General features: G+C 72.2%; 18 protein-coding genes. 7 read left to right on the top strand and 11 right to left on the bottom strand.

The window, feature by feature from the left end; translation table 11 throughout:
* Positions 1–96: 96 nt before the first annotated feature.
* From AMK19_RS16315 to hrcA, 6 genes are all read right to left on the bottom strand, one after another.
* Positions 97–1,014 (bottom strand): ribonuclease Z, encoded by a 918-nt coding sequence (locus AMK19_RS16315; RefSeq protein WP_073812274.1) that lies wholly within the window; start codon positions 1,012–1,014, stop codon positions 97–99.
* 3 nt (positions 1,015–1,017) lie between these two features.
* Complete coding sequence (locus AMK19_RS16320) at positions 1,018–1,371, bottom strand: HIT domain-containing protein (RefSeq protein WP_073812276.1); 354 nt, start codon at positions 1,369–1,371, stop codon at positions 1,018–1,020.
* Between the two features lie 93 nt (positions 1,372–1,464).
* Positions 1,465–4,668 (bottom strand): S41 family peptidase, encoded by a 3,204-nt coding sequence (locus tag AMK19_RS16325; protein WP_073812278.1) that lies wholly within the window; start codon positions 4,666–4,668, stop codon positions 1,465–1,467.
* An 89-nt stretch (positions 4,669–4,757) separates the two neighbouring features.
* On the bottom strand, positions 4,758–5,501 hold the full coding sequence (locus tag AMK19_RS16330; RefSeq protein ID WP_073812279.1) for a 16S rRNA (uracil(1498)-N(3))-methyltransferase: 744 nt from the start codon (positions 5,499–5,501) through the stop codon (positions 4,758–4,760).
* 103 nt (positions 5,502–5,604) lie between these two features.
* Positions 5,605–6,741, bottom strand: coding sequence for a molecular chaperone DnaJ (gene dnaJ / locus AMK19_RS16335; protein WP_073812281.1), 1,137 nt, complete (start codon positions 6,739–6,741; stop codon positions 5,605–5,607).
* A 69-nt stretch (positions 6,742–6,810) separates the two neighbouring features.
* Positions 6,811–7,884, bottom strand: a complete 1,074-nt coding sequence (gene hrcA, locus AMK19_RS16340) for a heat-inducible transcriptional repressor HrcA (RefSeq protein ID WP_073812282.1) — start codon at positions 7,882–7,884, stop codon at positions 6,811–6,813.
* A 272-nt stretch (positions 7,885–8,156) separates the two neighbouring features.
* On the opposite strand from hrcA, the gene htpX reads away from it, so the two are divergent.
* The 3 genes from htpX to AMK19_RS16355 all read left to right on the top strand — a co-directional run bounded on the left by htpX (position 8,157) and on the right by AMK19_RS16355 (position 10,612).
* On the top strand, positions 8,157–9,080 hold the full coding sequence (gene htpX / locus AMK19_RS16345) for a zinc metalloprotease HtpX (RefSeq protein ID WP_073812284.1): 924 nt from the start codon (positions 8,157–8,159) through the stop codon (positions 9,078–9,080).
* A gap of 35 nt (positions 9,081–9,115) precedes the next feature.
* Positions 9,116–9,703 (top strand): PspA-associated protein PspAB, encoded by a 588-nt coding sequence (pspAB, locus tag AMK19_RS16350; RefSeq protein ID WP_073812285.1) that lies wholly within the window; start codon positions 9,116–9,118, stop codon positions 9,701–9,703.
* A gap of 75 nt (positions 9,704–9,778) precedes the next feature.
* The gene (locus AMK19_RS16355; protein ID WP_073812287.1) at positions 9,779–10,612 is read left to right on the top strand and encodes a DUF3097 domain-containing protein; all 834 of its coding nucleotides are present in this window, start codon (positions 9,779–9,781) and stop codon (positions 10,610–10,612) included.
* A gap of 6 nt (positions 10,613–10,618) precedes the next feature.
* Here the strand turns inward: AMK19_RS16355 and AMK19_RS16360 are convergent, their stop codons facing one another.
* The 4 genes from AMK19_RS16360 to AMK19_RS16375 all read right to left on the bottom strand — a co-directional run bounded on the left by AMK19_RS16360 (position 10,619) and on the right by AMK19_RS16375 (position 15,281).
* The gene (locus tag AMK19_RS16360) at positions 10,619–11,284 is read right to left on the bottom strand and encodes a hypothetical protein (RefSeq protein WP_073812289.1); all 666 of its coding nucleotides are present in this window, start codon (positions 11,282–11,284) and stop codon (positions 10,619–10,621) included.
* Positions 11,281–11,928: an RNA polymerase sigma factor gene (locus AMK19_RS16365; RefSeq protein WP_073812291.1), complete on the bottom strand. Its 648-nt coding sequence runs from the start codon at positions 11,926–11,928 to the stop codon at positions 11,281–11,283. The genes AMK19_RS16360 and AMK19_RS16365 overlap by 4 nt, the downstream gene beginning before the upstream one ends.
* A 162-nt stretch (positions 11,929–12,090) precedes the next feature.
* Positions 12,091–13,320 carry a radical SAM family heme chaperone HemW gene (hemW, locus tag AMK19_RS16370; protein WP_073812292.1) on the bottom strand — a complete coding sequence of 410 codons (1,230 nt, stop codon included), beginning with the start codon at positions 13,318–13,320 and terminating at the stop codon, positions 12,091–12,093.
* 59 nt (positions 13,321–13,379) lie between these two features.
* Positions 13,380–15,281, bottom strand: coding sequence for an AMP-dependent synthetase/ligase (locus tag AMK19_RS16375; protein WP_073812294.1), 1,902 nt, complete (start codon positions 15,279–15,281; stop codon positions 13,380–13,382).
* A gap of 277 nt (positions 15,282–15,558) precedes the next feature.
* On the opposite strand from AMK19_RS16375, the gene AMK19_RS16380 reads away from it, so the two are divergent.
* Together AMK19_RS16380 and AMK19_RS16385 are read left to right on the top strand one after the other, a co-directional pair.
* The gene (locus AMK19_RS16380) at positions 15,559–17,295 is read left to right on the top strand and encodes an ABC transporter ATP-binding protein (RefSeq protein ID WP_073812296.1); all 1,737 of its coding nucleotides are present in this window, start codon (positions 15,559–15,561) and stop codon (positions 17,293–17,295) included.
* Between the two features lie 209 nt (positions 17,296–17,504).
* Positions 17,505–19,403 carry an ABC transporter ATP-binding protein gene (locus AMK19_RS16385; RefSeq protein ID WP_073812504.1) on the top strand — a complete coding sequence of 633 codons (1,899 nt, stop codon included), beginning with the start codon at positions 17,505–17,507 and terminating at the stop codon, positions 19,401–19,403.
* A gap of 7 nt (positions 19,404–19,410) precedes the next feature.
* Here AMK19_RS16385 and AMK19_RS16390 read toward each other — a convergent pair whose 3' ends face one another.
* Positions 19,411–20,445, bottom strand: a complete 1,035-nt coding sequence (locus tag AMK19_RS16390) for an EamA family transporter (RefSeq protein WP_083646893.1) — start codon at positions 20,443–20,445, stop codon at positions 19,411–19,413.
* Positions 20,446–20,549: 104 nt separating this feature from the next.
* Between AMK19_RS16390 and AMK19_RS16395 the strand changes: the two genes are divergently transcribed.
* Together AMK19_RS16395 and sigJ are read left to right on the top strand one after the other, a co-directional pair.
* Positions 20,550–21,098 (top strand): MarR family winged helix-turn-helix transcriptional regulator, encoded by a 549-nt coding sequence (locus AMK19_RS16395; RefSeq protein WP_073812298.1) that lies wholly within the window; start codon positions 20,550–20,552, stop codon positions 21,096–21,098.
* Positions 21,099–21,175: 77 nt separating this feature from the next.
* Positions 21,176–22,078 carry an RNA polymerase sigma factor SigJ gene (gene sigJ / locus AMK19_RS16400; protein ID WP_073812299.1) on the top strand — a complete coding sequence of 301 codons (903 nt, stop codon included), beginning with the start codon at positions 21,176–21,178 and terminating at the stop codon, positions 22,076–22,078.
* Positions 22,079–22,083 lie beyond the last annotated feature (5 nt).

The raw sequence follows: 22,083 nt of genomic DNA on the forward strand, positions 1-22,083 counted from the left end.
CACGGTTGTCCGTCGGAGCGGCGCGGCGGCTTCGATGGTGCGGGCTGTCGCCCCGATGTGCGAGCGGTTTTCCGTCGGCGCGCGCCCCGGGGGCGCTCAACGGCGCGTCGGGACGGGGATCCTGGCCAGGTCCTCGGCGATCACGACCTCGCCGTCGAAGTGCTTCTCGGCCTCGACGCGGTGCGCCTCCAGGTCCGGGTAGCGCTGCGAGAAGTGGGTCAGCACCAGGCGACGCACCCCGGCCTCGGCGGCCACCCGGGCGGCCTGCGCGGCGGTCAGGTGGCCGTGCTCCTCGGCGAGGGCGGCGTCCGCCTCCAGGAAGGTCGCCTCGATCGCCAACAGGTCGGCGCCCTCGGCGAGTTCGGCCACCCCGTCGCACAGCCGGGTGTCCATCACAAAGGCGAACCGCTGCCCGGGCCGCCGCTCGGCGACCTCCGCCAGCAGCACCGTCCGCCCGTCGACCTCGACCCGGCCGTCGCGCTGCAGCTGCCCCACCAGCGGCCCGCGCAGGCCGAGTTCGCGCAGCCGCTCGGGGCGCAGCCGGACGCCGTCCGGCTCGGTCAGCCGGTAGCCGAACGACTCCACCGGGTGCGACAGCCGCACTGCCGACAGCTCGAACGGCGCGCCCGGCGCCTCCAGCGGGCCCGGCCCGGCGATCGGCCGCTCCCGCAGGTCGGCGGTGGCGTGGTAGACGCTGGCGTGCCGCAGCCGGTCGAAGAACAGCTGGCCGGACGCCGGGTAGTAGGCGTCCACCGGGTGCGGGACGCGGTCCAGGTTGATCCGCTGCACCACGCCCGGCAGGCCCAGGCAGTGGTCGCCGTGGAAGTGCGACACCGCGATCCGGGTGATGCCGGTGGCGGTCACGCCCGCCTGCAGCATCTGCCGCTGGGTGCCCTCCCCCGGGTCGAACAGCAGCCCCTCGCCGTCCCAGCGCAGCAGGTACCCGTTGTGGTTCCGGTGCCGGGTCGGCACCTGGCTGGCCGTGCCGAGGACGACGAGTTCACGCTGCGACAACGCTCAGACCAGCCCCTCGGCGAGCTTGCGCCCGCCCAGCACGTGCACGTGCGCGTGGAACACCGTCTGCCCGGAGTCCGCGCCGGTGTTGAAGATCAGCCGGTACGACTCCAGGCCCTCGCCCTTCGCGGCCTCGCCCGCCTCGACCAGCAGCTCCGCGGCGATCTCCGGCTCCGCGGCGGCCAGTTCGGCCGCGTCGGCGTAGTGCACGTGCGGGATCACCAGCAGGTGGGTGGGCGCCTGCGGGTTGATGTCCCGGAACGCCAGCGTCCGTTCGCTCTTGCGCACCACCGCCGCCGGAATGTCCCCCGACACGATCTTGCAGAACACACAGTCCGCCTGCGGCTCGCCGGCCATCTCCCGCACTCCTTCTGAACACCCGTCACTGGTGACGACGACCTTACAGGGAGGGGGCGCGGGCCACGCCGGACCCGCGCCCCCTCCCGGCGGTCAGTCGATCGGCGGCGCGACCTTGGCCGGGGTGGCCGCCAGCGCCTCCAGGGCGATCCGGACGGCGGTCTCCAGCTGCGGGTCGCGGCCCGCCGCCCAGTCCTGCGGAGCGGTCGGCACCTCGACGTCGGGGGTGACGCCGCCGTTCTCCAGGCCCCAGCCGTAACCCTCCAGCCAGCTGGAGTACTTGGGCTGGGTGACCACCGTGCCGTCCACCAGGTCGTACTTGTTGTCGATGCCGATCACGCCGCCCCAGGTGCGGACGCCGACCACCGGGCCGATGCCGAGCGCCTGGATCGCCGCGTTGACGATGTCGCCGTCCGAGCCGGAGAACTCGTTGGCGACCGCCACCACCGGGCCGCGCGGGGCGTCCGCCGGGTACGGCTCGGGCCGGTCCAGGTCGCGGCCGCGGTTCCAGCCGACGATCCGGCGGGCCAGCTTCTCCACGATCAGCTGCGAGGTGTGGCCGCCGCGGTTCTCCCGCAGGTCGACCACGACGCCCTCGCGGGCCATCTCGATCCGCAGGTCGCGGTGGAGCTGCGCCCACCCGGCGCTCTGCATGTCGGGCACGTGCAGGTAGCCGAGCCGGCCGCCGGACAGCTCGTGGACGGCGGCCCGCCGACCCGCCACCCAGTCGTGGTAGCGCAGCGCCTCCTCGTCGTCCAGCGGCACCACCACCGGGTACCGCTCGCCGCCGTCCTTGCCGCTGACGGTCAGCTCGACCGGCTGGTCGGCGGTGCCGGCCAGCAGCGGGCCGGGGCCGGCCACCGGATCGACCGGGCGGCCGTTGACCGCCAGGATCGCGTCGCCGGGACGGATCGCCGCGCCGGGCGCGGCCAGCGGGGAGCGGGCCCGCGGGTCGGAGGACTCGCCGGGCACCACCCGGGCCACCCGCCACACCTCGCCGTCGCGGACCAGGTCCGCGCCGAGCAGGCCCTGCAGGCGGGCCGCCTCGGTGCCCCGGCCGGGCGGGATCACGTAGGAGTGCGAGGTGCCGAGCTCGGCGACCGTCTCCCACAGCAGGTCCACCAGGTCGGAGTGGCAGCCGGCCCGGTCCACCAGCGGCCGGTAGCGGGCCAGCGCGCCCGCCCAGTCGACGCCGCCGAGGTCGGCGCGCCAGAAGTTGTCGCGCATCAGCCGGCCGTTCTCGTCGAACATCTGCCGCCACTCGGCGGCCGGGTCGACGGTGACCCGGATCCGGTCGAGGTCGACCGCAGCGTCCTCGCTGTCGTCGGCCTTCTGGTCGGCGGGGACGATCCGCAGGCTGCCGTCCTCCAGCACCGCCAGCCGCGCGCCGTCGCCGGACACCGCGAACGTGTCGACGCCGGTGAGCAGTTCCTCCACCCGGCGCTTCTTCAGGTCGTAGCGCTCCAGCGCCGTCCCGGCCGGGCTGTCGTCCAACGAGGCGGCGCTGTCGCCGAGTTCACCGCTGAACGGGATCCGGCCCCACAGCACGCCGTCCTTCGCGGCCCGCAGCGCCCCGAACCGGCCGGCCGCCACCGGGAACGCCACGATCCGGTCCGCCAGACCCTCCAGGTCGACCTTGGTGGTCGGCGCCGCGGACTCGCCCTTGTCGCCGTCCTTGGCGTCGTCCTCCTCGCCGCCCACCGGCCGCCCGGCCCGCTGCGGCCCGAACGGCGACGGGGTGTCGGCGGCCAGCGTCAGCAGGTGCGGACGGGTGCCGCCGGGGAACGACAGGTCGAAGACGTGCTCGTCGTACACCGGGTCGAAGGTGCGCACCGACAGGAACGCCAGGTGCTTGCCGTCCGAGGTGAAGGCCGGCGAGTAGTCGTGGAAACGCTGCGGGGTGGCCTCGCTGACGGTCCGCGAGGTGAGGTCCGCCAGCATGATCTGCCGCAGCGACCACGGGCCGAGCACCGGCTGCGACCAGGCCAGCCAGCCCGAGTCCGGGCTGAACACCGGCCCGCTGACCTCGCCCTCGCCGCTGCGCGCCAGCTCGTGCACGGCGCCGTCGCTGAGCGCCACCAGCAGCAGCCGGCCGTCGTGCGAGGCCACCGCGAGCTGCCGGCCGTCCGGCGAGACCGTCAGCGACAGCACCCGGCCCAGTTGCCCGGCCGCCAGCCGGCGCCGCTCCGCGCCCAGCACCGACGGCGCGTACTCGATCGCGTCGTCACCCTCGGCGTCCGTCACCCACACCGCGCCCTGCGTGCCGTCCTCGCCCGGGACGACCCGAGCCAGCCGGTTGCGCACGCCCGGCGTCTCGTCCAGCACCCGGGACGGACCCTCGCGGTGCGTCACCCAGTGCACGGTGCCGCGCACCACCACGGCCGCGGCCCGGCCGGTGCGGTCCGCCGCCGCGGACTCCACCTGCCCGTCCGCCCGGGTCGGGTGCGGCCGGCGGCCGCTGCGCGGGCCGGCCAGGTCGATCTCCAGCCGGCGCGGCTCGGCGCCCTCCAGATCGTCCAGCAGCCACAGGTCTCCGGCGCTCTGCCAGATCACCCGGGTGCCGTCGGTGGACGCCTGCCGGGCGTAGAACCCGGAGTCCGCCGGGCCGTGCGCCCGCAGGTCGCTGCCGTCCGGCAGGCTCGAATACAACCGGCCGGTGCCCTCGTGGTCGGACAGGAACGCCACCCGGTCACCCACCCAGAGCGGGCACTCCAGCTGGCCGTCCAGCTCCGCGTGCAGCCGCTCGAACTCGGCCGCACCGATCCACAACTTGCCCGCCCGGCCGCCCCGGTAGCGCTTCCAGTGCGCGGCCTCCCGGTTGTGCGTGCCCAGCAGCACCCGCCCGCCGGCCGCCCCCGGCGGCACCGGCTCGAACGCCAGCGCCCCGATCGGCCCGTACGGCAGCCGCTCCGGCTCACCGCCGTCCAGCGGCACCGCGAACGCCCACGTCCGACGGATCGTCTCCTGCCCCGCCGTGGTGATCGCCAACGGCCTGCCGTCGGCGCTCCACCCCGCCAGCGCCGTGTACGGGCTCCCCCAGTACGTCAGCCGCCGCGCCTCGCCACCGGCCGCCGGCGCGACATGCACCTCCGGCGCGCCGTCCCGGTGCGACGTCCAGGCCACCGTCCGCCCGTCCGGCGAGAACCGCACGGCGCCGACCGGCACCTGATCCGCCGTCAACCGCCAGGCCCGCCCGCCCTCGACGGGAGCCAGCCAGACATCGTCCTCGGCAACGAAAGCGACAACGTCGCCATGCAGATGGGGGTGGCGCAGGTACCCGCGCGTCGAATCGGTCACCCGGCCACACTAGAACGGGCACAAAGTCTGCGGGAGCGAATAACCACAAGGCTGCGAAACCGGCGGCGCGTGGGGCACCGCTCGGATCCTCACCCCCAGCGCCCCGTGCGTCCCAGCAGCAGCGCCCCCGCCGCGACCCCCGCCGTGGAAGTACGCAGGACGGACGCCCCGAGTCGATAAGGCTTCGCCCCCGCCTCGGCGAACGCCGCGATCTCCTCCGGGGAGACGCCACCTTCCGGCCCGACGATCAGCACGATCTCGCCGGAGGCCGGAAGCTCCGCCGTAGCCAGCGGCAGCGAACCTTCCTCGTGCAGGACAGCGGCGAAGGAAGCCTTCGACACCAGCGGAAGCAGCTGCCGCGTCGTCATCAGGTCGTGCACCTCGGGGAAGCGCAGCCGCCGCGCCTGCTTGCCGGCCTCCTTCGCGGTGGCCCGCCACTTGGCGAGCGCCTTCGCGCCGCGCTCGCCCTTCCACTGGGTGATGCACCGGGAGGCCGCCCACGGCACCACCGCGTCGATGCCGACCTCGGTCATCGTCTCGACCGCGAGTTCGCCGCGGTCGCCCTTGGGCAGCGCCTGGACGACGGTGATCCGGGGCGCCGGCGCAGCCTCCTCGCGGACGGCGGCCACCAGCACGTCCAGCGCGTCCTTGCCGTGCACTGCCGCGACGGTCCCGTCCGCGCCGCGGCCGCGTCCGTCGGCGAGGGTGACGGCCTCTCCGGGCTCCAGGCGCTTGACGGCGGCGGCGTGCCGCCCTTCGGGGCCGTCGAGGCGGACGGTGACGCCGGGGGCGGCGCCCGTCAGGTCGTCGACGACGAACACCGGTGCGGTCATCGGAACAGGAACCCTCTCACCGAGCAGAAAACGGAACGGACAACAAAAAAACCCGGACCGGAAGCGGTGGCGTGCACCGCTCCCGGCCCGGAAGGAACAGGTCTCACCGGCCGTTGAAGGCGTCCTTCAGCCGGGAGAACAGGCCCTGCTGACCCGGTGCGAACTGGCCGGACGGCCGCTCCTCGCCGCGGAGCACGGCGATCCGACGCAGCAGCTCCTCCTGCTCCGGGTCGAGCTTGGTGGGCGTCTGCACCTCGACATGCACTATCAGGTCGCCCCGGCCGCCGCCGCGCAGGTGGGTGATGCCGCGGCCGTGCAGCGGGATCGACTGGCCGGACTGGGTGCCGGGCCGGATGTCGACCTCCTCCAGGCCGTCCAGGGTCTGCAGCGGCACCTGGGTGCCGAGCGCGGCGGCCGTCATCGGGATGGTGACGGTGCAGTGCAGGTCGTCGCCGCGGCGCTGGAAGACGTTGTGGCTGGTCTCGGCGATCTCGACGTAGAGGTCACCGGCGGGGCCGCCGCCGGGGCCGACCTCACCCTCGCCGGCCAGCTGGATCCGGGTGCCGTTGTCGACACCGGCGGGGATCTTGACGGTGAGGGTGCGGCGGGCCCGGACCCGGCCGTCGCCCGCGCACTCGGGGCACGGGGTCGGGACGACGGTGCCGAAGCCCTGGCACTGCGGGCAGGGGCGGGAGGTCATGACCTGGCCCAGGAAGGACCGGGTGACCTGGGAGACCTCGCCCTTGCCGCGACACATGTCACAGGTCTGCGCGGAGGTGCCGGGCGCGGCGCCCTCGCCGCTGCAGGTGGTGCAGGTGACGGCGGTGTCGACCTGGAGTTCCTTGGTGGTGCCGAACGCGGCCTCCTCCAGGGTGATCTCCAGTCGGATCATCGCGTCCTGGCCGCGGCGGGTGCGCGAACGCGGGCCGCGCTGGCCGGTCGCGGCGCCGAAGAAGGCGTCCATGATGTCCGAGAAGCCGAACCCGGCCGCCCCTGCGCCGAAACCGCCCGCGCCGCCGTTGGGCGACAGCGGGTCGCCGCCGAGGTCGTAGACCTGACGCTTCTGCGGATCGGAGAGCACCTCGTAGGCGGCGTTGATCTCCTTGAACCGCTCCTGCGTCTTCGGGTCCGGGTTGACGTCCGGGTGCAGTTCACGGGCGAGGCGCCGAAACGCCTTCTTGATCTCGTCCTGCCCCGCGTCGCGTCGGACGCCGAGTACCGCGTAGTAGTCCGTGGCCACCAAATGCTCCGGTTTGTTCCGCCTCTAGAAGTGCTTGCGAGAGCTGCGTGAGGGCCTCACGCAGCTTTGCTATGACTCGGCCAGGATCTGACCGACGTACCGTGCCACCGCACGCACCGCCCCCATTGTGCCCGGGTAATCCATCCGGGTCGGACCGATCACACCCAGCTTTGCCACGCTCTGGTCGCCCGAACCGTAACCGACGGAGACCACCGACGTGGAATTCAGGCCTTCGTAGGCGTTCTCGTGACCGATCCGGACCGTCATCGCGGAGTCGCCGGTCTCACCCAGCAGGCGCAGCAGCACCACCTGCTCCTCCAGTGCCTCCAGCACCGGACGGATGGAGAGCGGGAAATCGTGGTTGAAACGGGTCAGGTTGGCGGTGCCCGCCAGCATGATCCGTTCCTCGTTCTGTTCGGCGAGCGTTTCGAACAGGACAGCCAGCACGGTGCTGACGGCGGACCGGTCGGCCGGTTCGAAGCCGGCCGGCAGGTCCTCCAGGACGGTCGGCACCTCGGGCAGCCGGCAGCCGCCCGCCATGCCGTTCAGCCTGGCCCGCAGGTCTCCCAGCAGGGCCTCGCCGACCGGGCCCGGACAGTCCACCATCCGCTGCTCGACCCGGCCGGTGTTGGTGATCAGCACCAGCATCAGCTTGGTCGGGGTGAGCGAGACGAGTTCGATGTGCCGCACCGTGGAGCGGGTCAGCGACGGGTACTGGACCACCGCGACCTGCCGGGTCAGCTGCGCCAGCAGCCGCACCGTGCGGGCCACCACGTCGTCCAGGTCGACCGCGCCCTCCAGGAAGTGCCGGATCGCCCGGCGCTCCGGGGCCGTCATCGGCTTCACCTCGGCGAGGCGGTCGACGAACAGCCGGTAGCCCTTGTCGGTGGGGATCCGGCCCGCACTGGTGTGCGGCTGGTGGATGAACCCGTCCTCCTCCAGCGCCGCCATGTCGTTGCGGACGGTGGCCGGCGACACACCCAGGTTGTGCCGTTCCACGAGGGCCTTGGAGCCGACCGGCTCCTCGGTACCCACGTAGTCCTGGACGATCGCGCGCAGCACTGCCAGGCGGCGCTCGTCCAGCGGACGCACGGACGGGCGTGTGTCGAGCAGGCGGCCGTCGGGCTTGCCGTCGTCCGGCATGGGCACACACCTCCGTCGTCGTCCGTTGAACCGGTGGTCGATCCACTCTGGCACTCAACTGGGCAGAGTGCCAGAACCGTACTTGCCAGTGTACGGCCCGGGCCTGACGGCAGGAACGGTCCGCCCACGTGATCCTCGACCGAGATGGCGCGCCAACGGGTGACCGCGGGCCGACACGGCCGCATTCCCACCGAATTCCCACCGTTTCGGATGGTGCCAGCGAGCCCGGCCGGTGGCAGCATCGAAGACGAAGAGGCGAAGGAGGAGCAGCGATGTCGGCGTCACGACAGCACTCCCGGTTCACCCCCGACCGCGGTCTCACCGGTCGGATGGTCACCACCATGTTCTTGATCGGCCTGCTCTACGTCGGTTTCACCGGGCTGCTGATCGTGCTGCTGCGCGGCGCCTGGCCGCTGGTGGTGCTGATCTCCGGCGGCCTGTTCGTCGCGCAGTTCTGGTTCTCCGACAAGATCACCGAACGGGCGATGGGCGCCCACCCGGTCTCCCCCGAAGAGTTTCCGCAGCTGCACGGCGCGGTGGACCGGCTCTGCGCGCTCGCCGACATGCCCAAGCCGCGGGTCGCGGTCGCCCACAACGACATGCCGAACGCCTTCGCCACCGGCCGCAACCCGGAGAACGCGGTGGTCTGCGTGACCACCGGCCTGCTGCGCCGGCTGGAACCGGAGGAACTGGAGGGCGTCCTCGCGCACGAGCTCTCGCACGTCGCGCACCGGGACGTGGCGGTGATGACGGTGGCCGGCTTCCTCGGCGTGCTGGCCGGCGCGATGACCCGGATCGCGCTGTACGGCGGAATGATGGGCGGCGGCAACCGGAACAACAACGACCCCAACGCCGCCATCGCGATGATCATCGTCCCGCTGGCCTCGATGGTGGTCTACGCGATCAGCTTCCTGCTCACCCGGCTGCTGTCCCGCTACCGCGAGCTCGCCGCCGACCGGGCCGCCGCCCAACTGACCGGCCGGCCCAGCGCGCTGGCCTCCGCACTGACCAAGGTGACCGGGCAGATCGCCGCCATCCCCACCGAGGACCTGCGCAAGGCCCAGCCGTACAACGCCTTCTACTTCGCGCCCGCACTGAGCGCCAAGGAGACCGCCGCGCAGCTGTTCTCCACCCACCCGTCGCTGGAGCAGCGCCTCGCGCAACTGTCGAAGATCTCCTCCCAGCTCGGGCAGTGACCCGCTACCGACCTCTGAGACAAGGAGCACTCCGCGTGGGATTCCTGGACGCCCTGTTCGGTCGCAGCAAGCCCGTGAAACCGGACCTCGACCAGCTGTTCGGCATCCCGTCCGCCGCGCTCACCCTGCAGGCCGCCACCGGCTTCCTCCCCACCGGCCTCGGCTCGGTGTGCTTCGCGGCCGTCGAGGGCGGCGCTTTCGCCGAGGTGCAGTCCCAGGTCCGGGCCCTGCTCGACGCGGACACCGAACGCGGCGGCACCCCCGTCGAAGCCTCCCGCGACGACTACGGCTACTCCTGGCTGCTCGCCCGCCACACCCCCGACGAACTCCCCGACCTGGTCAACGACCTGCACGCGGTCAACAGCGAGCTGGAGGCCAACGGCTTCGGCCCGCAGTTGCTCTGCTCGATCGTCGCCTTCCGCGACCCCGAGGGCCGCTCCCTGGGCCTGGTCTACCTGTACAAGCGCGGCACCTTCTACCCCATGTGCAAGCTGCCCGGCCAGGAGAAGCGCAACAACCCCCTGGAGATCGAGATCTCCAACCTGCTCCGCAACGACCTGCGCATCGAATCCGACCTCTCCCGCTGGTTCCCGGTCTGGGGCGCCCCGGGCCTGGACGACTGACCCGCCTCCCGACCTCCGGCCTTCCGCCTGCGACGGCTGACGGGCCGTCGGGGGCGGTTTCGTAGACTGCGGGGCATGCGCAGCAGGGAGTACGGACCGGATCTGACCCCGCCGTGGAAGCGGCAGCAGCCCGCGCCGGAGGTGGCGGCGGAGCGGGATCTGGTGGTGGAGGAGGCGGCGACCGGGTTCTGCGGGGCGGTGGTGCGGTGCGAGCGGACCGCGGAGGGGTTCACCGTCACGCTGGAGGACCGCTTCGGCAAGCACCGGGTGTTTCCGCTGGTGCCGCGCGGGTTCCTGCTGGAGGGTCGGGTGGTGACGCTGGTCCGTCCGTCCGCCCCGGCCCCGCAGCGCGGACCGGGGCGGACGGCGTCCGGGTCGATCGCGGTGCCCGGGGCACGCGCCCGGGTGGCCCGTGAGTCGCGGATCTACGTCGAGGGCCGGCACGACGCCGAGCTGGTCGAACGGGTCTGGGGCGACGACCTGCGGATCGAGGGCGTGGTGGTCGAGTACCTGGAGGGCGTGGACGACCTGCCCGCGATCGTCGCCGAGTTCGCCCCCGGCCCCGGCCGCCGACTGGGCGTGCTCGTCGACCACCTGCTGCCCGGCACCAAGGAGCACCGGATCGCCGCGCAGGTGACCGGCGAACACGTGCTGGTGGTCGGCCATCCGTACGTCGACATCTGGCAGGCCGTCAAGCCGGTCGGCCTCGGCTTCGCCGCCTGGCCCGAGGTGCCGCGCGGCGAGGTGTGGAAGGAAGGCATCTGCCGTCGCCTCGGCTGGCCGGTGGACACCCCCGCGGCCTGGAAGCGGATCCTCTCCTCGGTAGACGGCTGGAAGGACCTGGAGCCCGAACTGCTCGGCCGGGTCGAGGAGTTGATCGACTTCGTCACCCTTTCGGGCAACGACTGACGACTGTCAGGACTTCGGGGAGGACCCGTAGCCCGGGCCGACGGCCAGTGTGGGCGACGAAGCGGTGGGCGGCCCGGACGGAGCGACCTTCCCCCAGACGCCCGGGGGCACGCAGGACGGCACGGTGTCCACCGCCCTGACGCCGAAGCTCGACACGGCCTGCCCGCCGATCGCGGTGTGCCCGCTGGTCAGCAGCACGGTGGAGCCGGCCGGCACCAGCTTGGGGTCGATCCGCACCGTGGAGGGCCCGTCGCCCGGCACCACCCGGGAGGGCTGCACCCCCGTCCCCACCGGGTACGGCAGTGGGCACTCCTCCGCGCTCCTGGCCTCCTCCATCCCGGCCGCCTTCACCCCGTACCGCTGCAGGGTGGCGACCATGCCGGGCAGGCCCGCCGGGTCGAACAGCTTCAGCGCGATGGTGCCGTCGGGCTCCTGAGTGACGGCGTACGCGGCGCTGCCGCCGTGCTCGCTGCTCAGGACGGCGGGCAGCACCAACGCGGTGACAACGGCCGCCGCGCCGACCGCGACGGCGGCCAGCAGCGGGCGGCGCCGCCCGCTCGGTCGGGCGGCGGACGCAGTGGCGGCGCCGCGTTCGGCGGCAAGGGCGGTCAGCTCCTCCCCGAGCCGCTGCTCGAAGTGGCTGGTGGACGGGGTGCGGTCTGGACTGGTCACGAGGTCACCTCGATCATCGGGTCGGCGGGGGCGGTCGGGCGGGGCAGCAGCGGGCCGGGCCTCGGCAGGTCCTTGCGGGCGGGCTGTCGTTCGGCGCCGAGCTTGCGGCGGGCCCGGTGCAGGCGGACCCGGACGGTGGCCTGCGAGATGCAGAGCGCCTGCGCGGCCTCGGCGGTGCTCAGGCCGTCCACGACGATCAGGTCGAGGACCTCGCGCAGTGGGGCGCTGAGCCCGGCGTGCTGCTGCGCGAGGTCGCGGACGGCGCGCTGGGCGTCGATCCGCTCCTCCAGGGCGAGGATGTCCTCCTCGTCGAGCAGCCGACGGCCGGACAGCCGGCCGATCGCCCGCCGCTCCCGGCTGTCGCCCCGCCAGTGCCCGGCGAGGACGTACCGGGCGATGCCGTACAGCCAGCCGGCCGCCGTCCCGCGCTCGGGCCGGTAGCTTGCGGCGGCCTCCAGCGCGGCGACGAAGATGTCCGCGGTGAGGTCGGCCGCCAGGTGCGGGTCGCTGACCCGGCGGGTGACGAAGTCGAGTATGGCGTTGACGTGTTGGCGGTAGAACGCGTCGAAGCCGTCCGGAGTGGTCAGCTCCGGCGGACGGTCCTCGGCGCGCGCCTCGTGGTGAGGGTGCTCACGGATACGCATGCGTCCCTCCTCGGTCGGGGGAACCCGGTCGGTCCCTTCACCAAGTAATTGGCCGCAGCCCACCGAGGCGTTTCACGTCGGCAGTCGCCCGATCGGGCGGTTTGGAATCGGTTTCCCCGGTACCCGACCGACCCAACCGACCCGGCCGACCCGGCCGACGCCTCAGTCGACCAGGTCGCGGACCACCGCGTCGGCCAGCAGCCGGCCGCGCAGGGTCAGCGCGGCCCGGCCGAGGGCGTACGGGCCGGACTCCAGCAGCCCGTCGGCGAGGGCCTGCTCGGCGGCCTTGCGGCCGGTGTCGGTGAGCAGGTCGAGCGGGCAGCCCTCGACCAGGCGCAGCTCCAGCAGGATCCGCTCGACCCGGCGGTCCTCGCCGGCCAGCACCTCGCGGCCGAGCGCGGGCGTGCGGCCCTCGGCGAGCGCCTGCGCGTACGCGGCCGGGTGCTTGGCGTTCCACCAGCGGACCCCGCCGACGTGGCTGTGTGCGCCCGGTCCGGTACCCCACCAGTCGGCGCCCGTCCAGTACAGCTCGTTGTGGCGGCAGCGCCCCTCGGGCGTGGTGGCCCAGTTGGAGACCTCGTACCAGGAGTACCCGGCGGCGGCGAGCGCCTGCTCGGCCATCAGGTAGCGGTCGGCGTGCACGTCGTCGTCGATCATCGGCAGCTCGCCGCGGCGGACCCGGGCGGCCAGCCGGGTGCCGTCCTCGACGATCAGCGAGTACGCGGAGACGTGGTCCGGCCGGGCGCCGATCGCGGCGTCCAGCGAGGCCTGCCAGTCCTGGTCGGTCTCACCGGGGGTGCCGTAGATCAGGTCCAGGTTGACGTGGTCGAAGCCGGCCGCGCGGGCCTCGGCGACGCACGCCTCCGGGCGGCCCGGGGTGTGGTGGCGGTCCAGGATCTTGAGCACGTGCGGGCGGGCGCTCTGCATGCCGAAGGAGATCCGGTTGTAGCCGCCCTCGCGCAGCTCGGCCAGGTACGCCGGGTCCACGGACTCCGGGTTGGCCTCGGTGGTGACCTCCGCCCCGTCGGCGAGGCCGAACTCCTCGCGCAGCGCGGCCAGCATCCGCACCAGGTCGCGGGCGGGCAGCAGGGTGGGGGTACCGCCGCCGAGGAACACCGTCTGCACCGGCAGGTCGGCGTCGCCCAGCACCCGGCGGGCCAGCCGGATCTCGGCGATCACGTTGTCGGCGTAGGTGTCCTGCGAGGCAACGGTGCCCGAGGAGCGCAGCTCGGTTGCGGTGTAGGTGTTGAAGTCGCAGTAGCCGCAGCGGCTGGCGCAGTACGGCACGTGCAGGTAGAAACCGAACGGCCGGGTGCCGAGACTGTCCAGGGCGTGGGCGGGCAGCGAGCCGTCGGACGGCACCGGTTCGCCGTCGGGGAGTGCGGAGGGCATGCGCCCATTGTCCGGTACGGCCCGCGAAACTCCGAAGGCCGTACCGGAACGGTGGGTGCTCAGACCTCGTTGGCACCCGCGTACATCGCGGTCACCCGGTCGGCGTAGGTCTTCTCCACCACCGGGCGCTTGATCTTCAGGCTGGGGGTGAGTTCGCCGTGCTCGATGTCCAGGTCGCGCGGGAGCAGGGCGAACTTCTTGATCGTCTGCCAACGCTGCAGTTCGCCGTTGAGGCGCTTCACGAAGCCGTCGATCAGCTCCACGGTGGCCGGGTCGGCCACCACCTCGGCGTACGACTTACCGGCCAGGCCGTGCCCGGCCGCCCACGGCATGATCACCGTCTCGTCCAGGCCGATCAGCGCGGTGCAGTAGTTGCGACCGTTGCCGATCACCAGGATGTTGCTGACGAACGGGCAGATCGCCTTGAACTTGCCCTCCACCTCGCTGGGCGCGACGTACTTGCCGCCGGAGGTCTTGAACATGTCCTTCTTGCGGTCGGTGATCCGCAGGTAGCCGCCCGGGCCGAGCTCGCCGATGTCGCCGGTGTGGAACCAGCCGTCCGGCTCCAGCACCTCCGCGGTCTGCTCGGGCAGGTCGTGGTAGCCGCGCATGACGCCCGGGCCGCGCAGCAGGATCTCGCCGTCCTCGTCGATCCGGACCTCGGTGCCGGGCAGCGGGATGCCGACGGTGCCGACCCGGAAGTCCTCCGCCCGGTTGACGGTGGAACCGGCCGAGGTCTCGGTCAGGCCGTAGCCCTCCAGCACCGGGACGCCCGCGCCCTTGAAGAAGTAGCCGATCTCCGGGGCGAGCGCCGCGCTGCCGGACACCGCACCGCGCAGCCGGCCGCCGAACGCCGCCCGGATCTTGGTGTACACCAGCTTGTCGGCCAGCGCGTGCTGCAGCCGCAGGCCCAGCGGGGCGCTCTCGTGGCCGTGCGCGACCTTGTTCGCCTGGATGGTCTGCGCGTACGCGCGGGCCACCTGCGCCGCCCACATGAAGATCTTGTACTTGGCGCCGCCCTCGGCCCGGGCCTTGCCGGCGATCCCGTTGTAGACCTTCTCGAAGATCCGCGGCGCGGACGCCATCAGGGTCGGGCGGATCACCGGCAGGTTGTGGATGATCCGGTCCACCCGGCCGTCCACCGCCATCACGTGGCCGGTGGCGATCTGACCGGAGATCAGCGTCTTGCCGAACACGTGCGACAGCGGCAGCCACATGAACTGGACGTCGTCGGAGCGCAGCAGCCCGCTCTCCTCCTGCGCCACGCCCTCGTACGACCAGCAGTCGTGCACCAGGCGCACGCCCTTGGGGCGGCCGGTGGTGCCGGAGGTGTAGATCAGGGTGGCCAGCTGTTCCTTGTCGAGGGAGTCGATCGCCTTGTCGACGGCGTCCGGGTTCTCGGCCAGGTACTCCGTGCCGCGCTGCTCCAGCTCGGCCAGCGTCAGCACGGTCAGGCCCTCGGCCTGCGCGGCGTCGTCGCCCGGCGCGTCGAACAGGATGACGTACTCCAGCGCGGGCAGCGCGGCCTTCTGCTCGGCGGCCTTGCGCAGCTGGCCCGCGTTCTCGGCGAACAGCGCGCGGCTGCCGGAGTTGGCCAGGATGAACGCCGTCTCGTCCGCGTTGGTGCTCGGGTAGACCGTGGTGGTCGCGGCACCGGCGCACATGTTGCCCAGGTCGGCGAGGATCCACTCGATCCGGGTGGCGGAGGCGATCGCGACCCGGTCCTCGGCCCGGATGCCCAGCGCCATCAGGCCGGCCGCGACCGCACGGATACGCTCGTTCGCCTGGGCCCAGGTCAGGGACCGCCACTGCTCCGCTCCGGGCGCGCTGTCCGCGGCCTGCTCGTCCACCGGGACCGGGTACCGGTAGGCCTCACCGTTCGGGGTGGCCTTTACCCTGCTGAGCAGAAGGTGCGCCACGGAGGGCGGGCGCCGCTCGATCATGGACTGCGCGGAACTCAACGAGGACCTCCGAGGGCGGGTGGACCGAGAGTAGGTGCGAGACGGCCGTGGGGGCGCGGCCGACAACCGACTTAACCGGTGAGTAACAAGAGGGCAATCAGCAGCCTAGGGGGTGAAAAGCCGTTCCGTAAGGGGGTGACGTGCGCTGGCACACTCACGGGGCGGCAGTGCAGTCAGAGTGCAGAGTCCAAGTGCAGGCCCGGTCCACGGGTGAAGCTTTTTCACAAGTACCCGAATTTGGGATGCGTGCGTCCCCCTCGACGACGAGAGTGGCACGGTGCTTTTCAGACTTCTACGGGCCCAGCTCGGCCCCTACTCCCGCGACATCACAGTGCTGGTGCTGCTCCAGCTGATCTCCACCATCGGCATGCTGTACCTGCCGACGCTGAACGCCGACATCATCGACAGCGGCGTCCTCAAGGGCGACACCGGATACATCATGCGGGTCGGCGGCGTGATGATCGGTGTCTCGCTCGCCCAGGCCGTCTGCTCGATCGGCGCGGTCTACTACGGTGCCCGCACCGCGATGGCCGTCGGCCGAGACATGCGCGCCGGGGTGTTCTCCCGGGTGCAGGAGTTCTCCGCGCGCGAGCTCAACCAGTTCGGCGCGCCCTCGCTGATCACCCGCACCACCAACGACGTCCAGCAGGTCCAGATGCTGGCGATGATGAGCTTCACGCTGATGGTCGCCGCGCCGATCATGTGCGTCGGCGGCATCGTCATGGCGCTCAACCAGGACGTTCCGCTCTCCGGCCTGCTGGTGGTCGTGGTGCCCGCGCTGGGCGCCGTCGTCACCGTGCTGGTCGGCAAGATGCGACCGCAGTTCCGCGGCATGCAGACCCGCATCGACTCGGTCAACCGGATCATGCGCGAGCAGATCACCGGTATCCGGGTCATCCGCGCCTTCGTCAAGGACAACCACGAGAAGCAGCGCTTCAGCGGCGCCAACGGCGAACTCGCCGACTACTCGCTGCGGGTCGGCCGGCTGATGTCGCTGATGTTCCCCGTCGTCATGGGCGTGGTGAACATCTCCAGCGTCGCCGTGTTCTGGTTCGGCGCACACCGCATCGACAGCGGCGGCATGCAGATCGGTGCGCTCACCGCATTCCTGTCCTACCTGATGCAGATTCTGATGAGCGTCATGATGGCCACCTTCATGTTCATGATGGTGCCGCGCGCCGAGGTCTGCGCCGAGCGCATCCAGGAAGTGCTGGACACCTCCTCCAGCGTCGTCCCGCCGACCGCCCCCGTCACCGAACTGCACGCCCACGGCACGCTGGAACTGCGCGGCGTCGACTTCCGCTACCCCGGCGCCGAGGTACCGGTGCTCCGCGGCATCGACCTGACCGCGAGGCCCGGCGAGACCACCGCCGTCATCGGCTCCACCGGCTCCGGCAAGACCACCCTGCTCGGACTGGTCCCCCGGCTCTTCGACGCCACCGGCGGCGAGGTGCTGATCAACGGCGTGGACGTGCGCGAGCTCGACCCGCAGAAGCTGTCCGAGATCATCGGCCTCGTCCCGCAGAAGCCGTACCTGTTCTCCGGCACTGTCGCCTCCAACCTGCGCTACGGCAAGCCCGAGGCCACCGACGAGGAACTCTGGCACGCCTTGGAGATCGCCCAGGCCAAGGACTTCGTGGAGCAGCTTTCCGAAGGCCTGGACGCCCCGATCGCGCAGGGCGGCACCAACGTCTCCGGCGGCCAGCGCCAGCGCCTCGCGATCGCCCGGGCCCTGGTCCGCCGGCCCGAGATCTACCTGTTCGACGACTCCTTCTCGGCCCTCGACTACGCCACCGACGCCCGGCTGCGCGCAGCGCTCGCCGAGGAGACCGGGAACGCCACCGTGGTGATCGTCGCCCAGCGCGTCTCCACCATCCGCGACGCCGACCGGATCATCGTCCTCGACGAGGGCGCCGTCGTCGGCTCCGGCACCCACCAGGAGCTGATGGCCGACAACCCGACGTACCGGGAGATCGTGCTCTCCCAGCTCACCGAGCAGGAGGCGGCGGCGTGACCACCCCCGACAGCCCCGACGTGACCAAGCCCGACACCGCCCGGCCCGTCCCGCCCGACGCGACCGAACCTGCTGCGGTCGAACCTGCCGCGGCCGAGCCCGACCTCACCAAGACCGGAGCCGACAACGCCGACGGCGAGGAGCAGGAGACGACCTCCACCTCGCAGGAGGCGGCCGCCCGCCGCGGTGGCCCCGGGCCCGCGCGTTTCATGGGCTCGCAGGGAACGGAGAAGGCCAAGGACCTCGGCGGCTCCGCGAAGCGCCTGCTCGGCCTGCTCAAGCCGGAACGCAAGCTGCTGCTCAGCGTGCTCGCCTTCGGCACGCTCTCTGTCGGCTGTGCCGTGGTCGGCCCCCGGGTGCTCGGCAAGGCGACCGACCTGATCGTCGCCGGAGCCACCGGCCCGCGGTTCGCCGGCGCCCCGAGCAAGCAGGCAGTGCTCGACACCCTGCGCGCCAAGGGCGATGGCAACATCGCCGACCTGCTCGCCTCGATCGACTTCACCCCCGGCAAGGGCATGGACTTCGGTGCCATCGGCGCCATCCTCCTCTGGGTGCTGGGCATCTACCTGGCCGCCGTGCTGTTCGGCGTGGTCCAGGGCAGGCTGTCCGCGCTGGCGATCAACCGCACGGTGTTCCGACTCCGTGAGGAGACCGAGGCGAAGCTGGCCCGACTGCCACTCAGCTACTTCGACCGCCAGCCGCGCGGCGAGGTGCTGAGCCGGGTCACCAACGACATCGACAACATCAACCAGTCGATGCAGCAGACCATGGGCCAGGTCATCAACTCCCTGCTGACCATCGTCGGCGTGCTGGCGATGATGTTCTGGATCTCCCCACTGCTGGCCCTGATCGCGCTGATCTCCGTCCCGGTCTCGGTGGTGGTCGCCGCCAAGGTCGGCAAGCGCGCCCAGCCGCAGTTCATCAAGCAGTGGGGCTCCACCGGCAAGCTGAACGCCCACATCGAGGAGATGTTCACCGGGCACAGCCTGGTGAAGGTCTTCGGCCGCCAGGAGGAGGCCAAGGAGCTCTTCCGGGAGGAGAACCAGGCGCTCTACGAAGCCTCCTTCCGTGCGCAGTTCATCTCGGGCATCATCCAGCCCGCGATGATGCTGGTCGGCAACATCAACTACGTGCTGGTCGCAGTGGTCGGTGGCCTTCGGGTGGCCAGCGGTGCGCTGTCCATCGGTGACGTCCAGGCGTTCATCCAGTACTCCCGTCAGTTCAGCCAGCCGCTCAGCCAGGTCGCCTCGATGGCCAACCTGGTGCAGTCCGGTGTCGCCTCCGCCGAGCGGGTCTTCGAACTGCTCGACGCCGACGAGCAGTCCCCCGAACCGCAGCACCCGGAGCGCCCCGCCGAGTTGCACGGCCGCGTCGCCTTCGAGGACGTCTCCTTCCGTTACGACCCGGAGAAGCCGCTCATCGACGGCCTGTCGCTGAAGGTCGAGCCCGGCCACACCGTGGCCATCGTCGGCCCGACCGGTGCCGGCAAGACCACCATGGTCAACCTCCTGATGCGCTTCTACGAGGTCAGCAGCGGCCGGATCACCCTCGACGGCGTGGACATCGCCGCGATGTCCCGCGAGGAGCTGCGCTCCGGCATCGGCATGGTGCTGCAAGACACCTGGCTGTTCGGCGGCACCATCGCCGAGAACATCGCGTACGGGGCCGAGTCCGCCACCCGCGAGCAGGTGATCGCGGCGGCGAAGGCCGCGCACGTGGACCGCTTCGTGCGCACCCTCCCCGACGGCTACGACACCGTCCTGGACGACGAGGGCACCGGCGTCAGCGCGGGCGAGAAGCAGCTGATCACCATCGCCCGGGCCTTCCTGGCCCAGCCCTCGATCCTGGTGCTGGACGAGGCGACCAGCTCCGTCGACACCCGGACCGAGGTGCTGATCCAGCGGGCGATGGCGGAGCTGCGCACCGGCCGCACCTCCTTCGTGATCGCCCACCGCCTCTCCACCATCCGGGACGCCGACGTGATCCTGGTGATGGAGAACGGTTCGATCGTGGAGCAGGGCAACCACGACGAGCTGATCGCTGCCGACGGCGCCTACGCCCGGCTGTACCAGGCGCAGTTCGCCCAGGCGGTGGCCGAGGTCGACTGACGCGACGTCAGCCTGCTGCACGACCGACCGGCCCGACCGGCCCGCCAGCCAGGGGGAGGTCCGCACTGCGGGCCTCCCCCTGGCGTATCGCGGCAAGGACGGGAGCGGCAGCGGGAACGGCCGACGCGGGGGTGCTGGCGGCTACGGCGGTCGTCACGCGTGGGGTGGCGCCGGAGGCGGCGACCACGGCGGTGGCGGGTCGGCCGGCCGGACGCTGGCCGAGCAGGGTGGAGCTCAGGGCCAGGGCCATGCCCAGCAGTTGCACGGCGTTGAGGGACTGACCGAGGGCGGCCCAGCCGATCACCGCCGCCGACACCGGGCTGAGCAGGCCCAGGAAGGCGACCGAGGTGGCGGGCAGACGGCCGATGCCACGGAACCAGACCCAGTAGGCCAGCGCAGTGTTGGCCACCGCGAGATAGCCGTACCCGAGCAGGTTGGTGCCGCTGAGCGCGGGCGGGGCGCCCTCGGCCAGGGCGGCGACCGGGAGCAGCAGCAGGCCGCCGGCCGTGAGCTGCCAGCCCGTCAGGGCGAGCGGGCCGACGCCCTCCGGGCGGCCCCAGCGCTTGGTCAGCACCGTGCCGGCGGCCATCGCCCCGGCCCCGGCGAGGCCGGCCACCACGCCGATGGCGTCCAGCCGGGCGGTGGCGCGCAGCACCACCAGGGCCACGCCGAACACGCCGACGGTGCCGGCCAACAGGGCCCGCCGCCCGAACCGCTCCCCGAGCAGCGGCACGGCCAACCCGGCGGCCAGCAGGGGCTGTATCGCGCCGAGGACGGCGGCCACTCCGCCGGGCAGGCGGTAGGCGGCGATGAAGAGCAGGGCGAAGAAGACGCCGATGTTGAGCGCCCCCAGCACGGCCGAGCGCCACCACCAGGAGCCGCTTGGCAGTCGTCGGGTGACGGCCAGCAGCACCAGGCCGGCGGGCAGGGCGCGCAGAGTCGCGGTGAGCAACGGCCGGTCTGCGGGGAGCAGTTCGGTCGTCACGGCATAGGTGGAGCCCCACGCGAGCGGGGCGAGCGCGGTGAGAGCTACGGTTCGCATGGGCAATAGCTTAGCGCCAAGCTACTTGCTGTCGAGTTAATTAATGAAGGAAATCTCGCCGCTCACCCACTCACTCCCGAGCAGCCCTGTGCCACACTGGCGAAATGGACCGAGTGGACCTTCGCAGCACTGCGCACGACCCCGTGGACGCGATTGCCGACCAGTGGCGGCACGAGCGCCCCGACCTCGCCGAACGGACGGAGGCGATGGCCGCGTTCGGCCGGGTGCACCGGGTCTCCCGCGCGGTCAGCGACCTGATGGAGCAGGCCTACGCGCCGTTCGGCATCGGCCTCGGCGAGTTCGACGTCCTCGCCACCCTGCGCCGCTCCGGGGAGCCGTTCTCGCTGTCGCCGCGCGAGCTGACCGCCACCCTGATGCTCACCACCGGCGGAATGACCGGCCGGCTGGACAAGCTGGAGCGGGCCGGCCTGGTCACCCGCTCCCCCGACCCGAACGACCGGCGGGGCCTGCGGATCACCCTCACCGACCTCGGCCGGGAGACGGTCGACGGGGCGGTGGCGGCAGGCACCACCGTCCAGCAGCGGATCATCGACCGGCTGGGCGATCGGCGGCTGTCCGAGCTGAACACTCTGCTCCGGGATCTGCTGCACAGCGTGGAGACCACCTCGCACCCCGCGTCGACCCGCTTCTGACGCCGCGCGGCCGCTGCACCTGACGCCGGATCACCATCGCCTGCCCCCTCGGCCGTTCGGCGCGCTACCGTTGGCGGATGCCCGATCCGACCGCGGTCGACTCCGCACCGTCCGGTCTCGTGGACGTGTTCCAGGCCGAGCGCCGTTACCTGGGCTCGGTGGCCTACCGGCTGCTGGGCTCGGTCACCGACGCCGAGGACGTGCTGCAGGAGGCCTGGTTGCGCTGGCAGTCGGCCGACCGGTCGGGCATCGCCGATCCGCGCGCCTACCTGACCACGGTGGTGACCAGGCTCTGCTACGACCAGTTGGGTTCGGCCCGGGCCCGCCGGGAGGCGTACTTCGGCGAGTGGCTGCCGGAGCCGCTGCTCAGCACGGCGGTGTCCCCCGCCGAACTGGCCGAGGCCGGTGAGGCGGTGTCGGTGGCGATGCTGGCGGTGATGGAGCAGCTGACCCCGGCCGAGCGCGCGGCGTTCGTCCTGCACGACGTGTTCGCGGTGGGCTTCGAGGAGATCGCCTCGGCGTTGGACCGCTCCCCCGAGGCCACCCGGCAGCTCGCCTCGCGGGCCCGCCGCCGGGTGCGGGACGGCGGCCGCCGCAGCACCGTCGACCCGGCCGAGCACCGCCAGGTGGTGACGGCGTTCATCGACGCGGCGACCGGCGGCGATCTGATGACGCTGATGGAGGTGCTGGACCCCGAGGTGGTCTGGCACGCCGACGGTGGCGGCATCGTCAGAGCGGGCCGCCGCCCGCTGCTCGGCGCGCTCCACGTGGGGCGGCTGGTGCGCAAGCTCGCCGAGCGCTCGGTGGACACGCATCGCCCGCTGGTGCCGATGCTGGTCAACGGCGAGCCGGGCGCGGTCTGGTACGCCGAGCCGGGCGTGATCGGCGGCGTGATGGCGTTCACCGTCGCGGACGGCCGGATCACCTCCGCGTACGTGATGGTCAACCCGGAGAAGCTCGCCCACCTCTCGGAGGCGTGACGCAG

Origin of the sequence: Kitasatospora sp. CB01950 (genome assembly GCF_001905465.1) — a bacterium.
Classification (GTDB): domain Bacteria; phylum Actinomycetota; class Actinomycetes; order Streptomycetales; family Streptomycetaceae; genus Kitasatospora.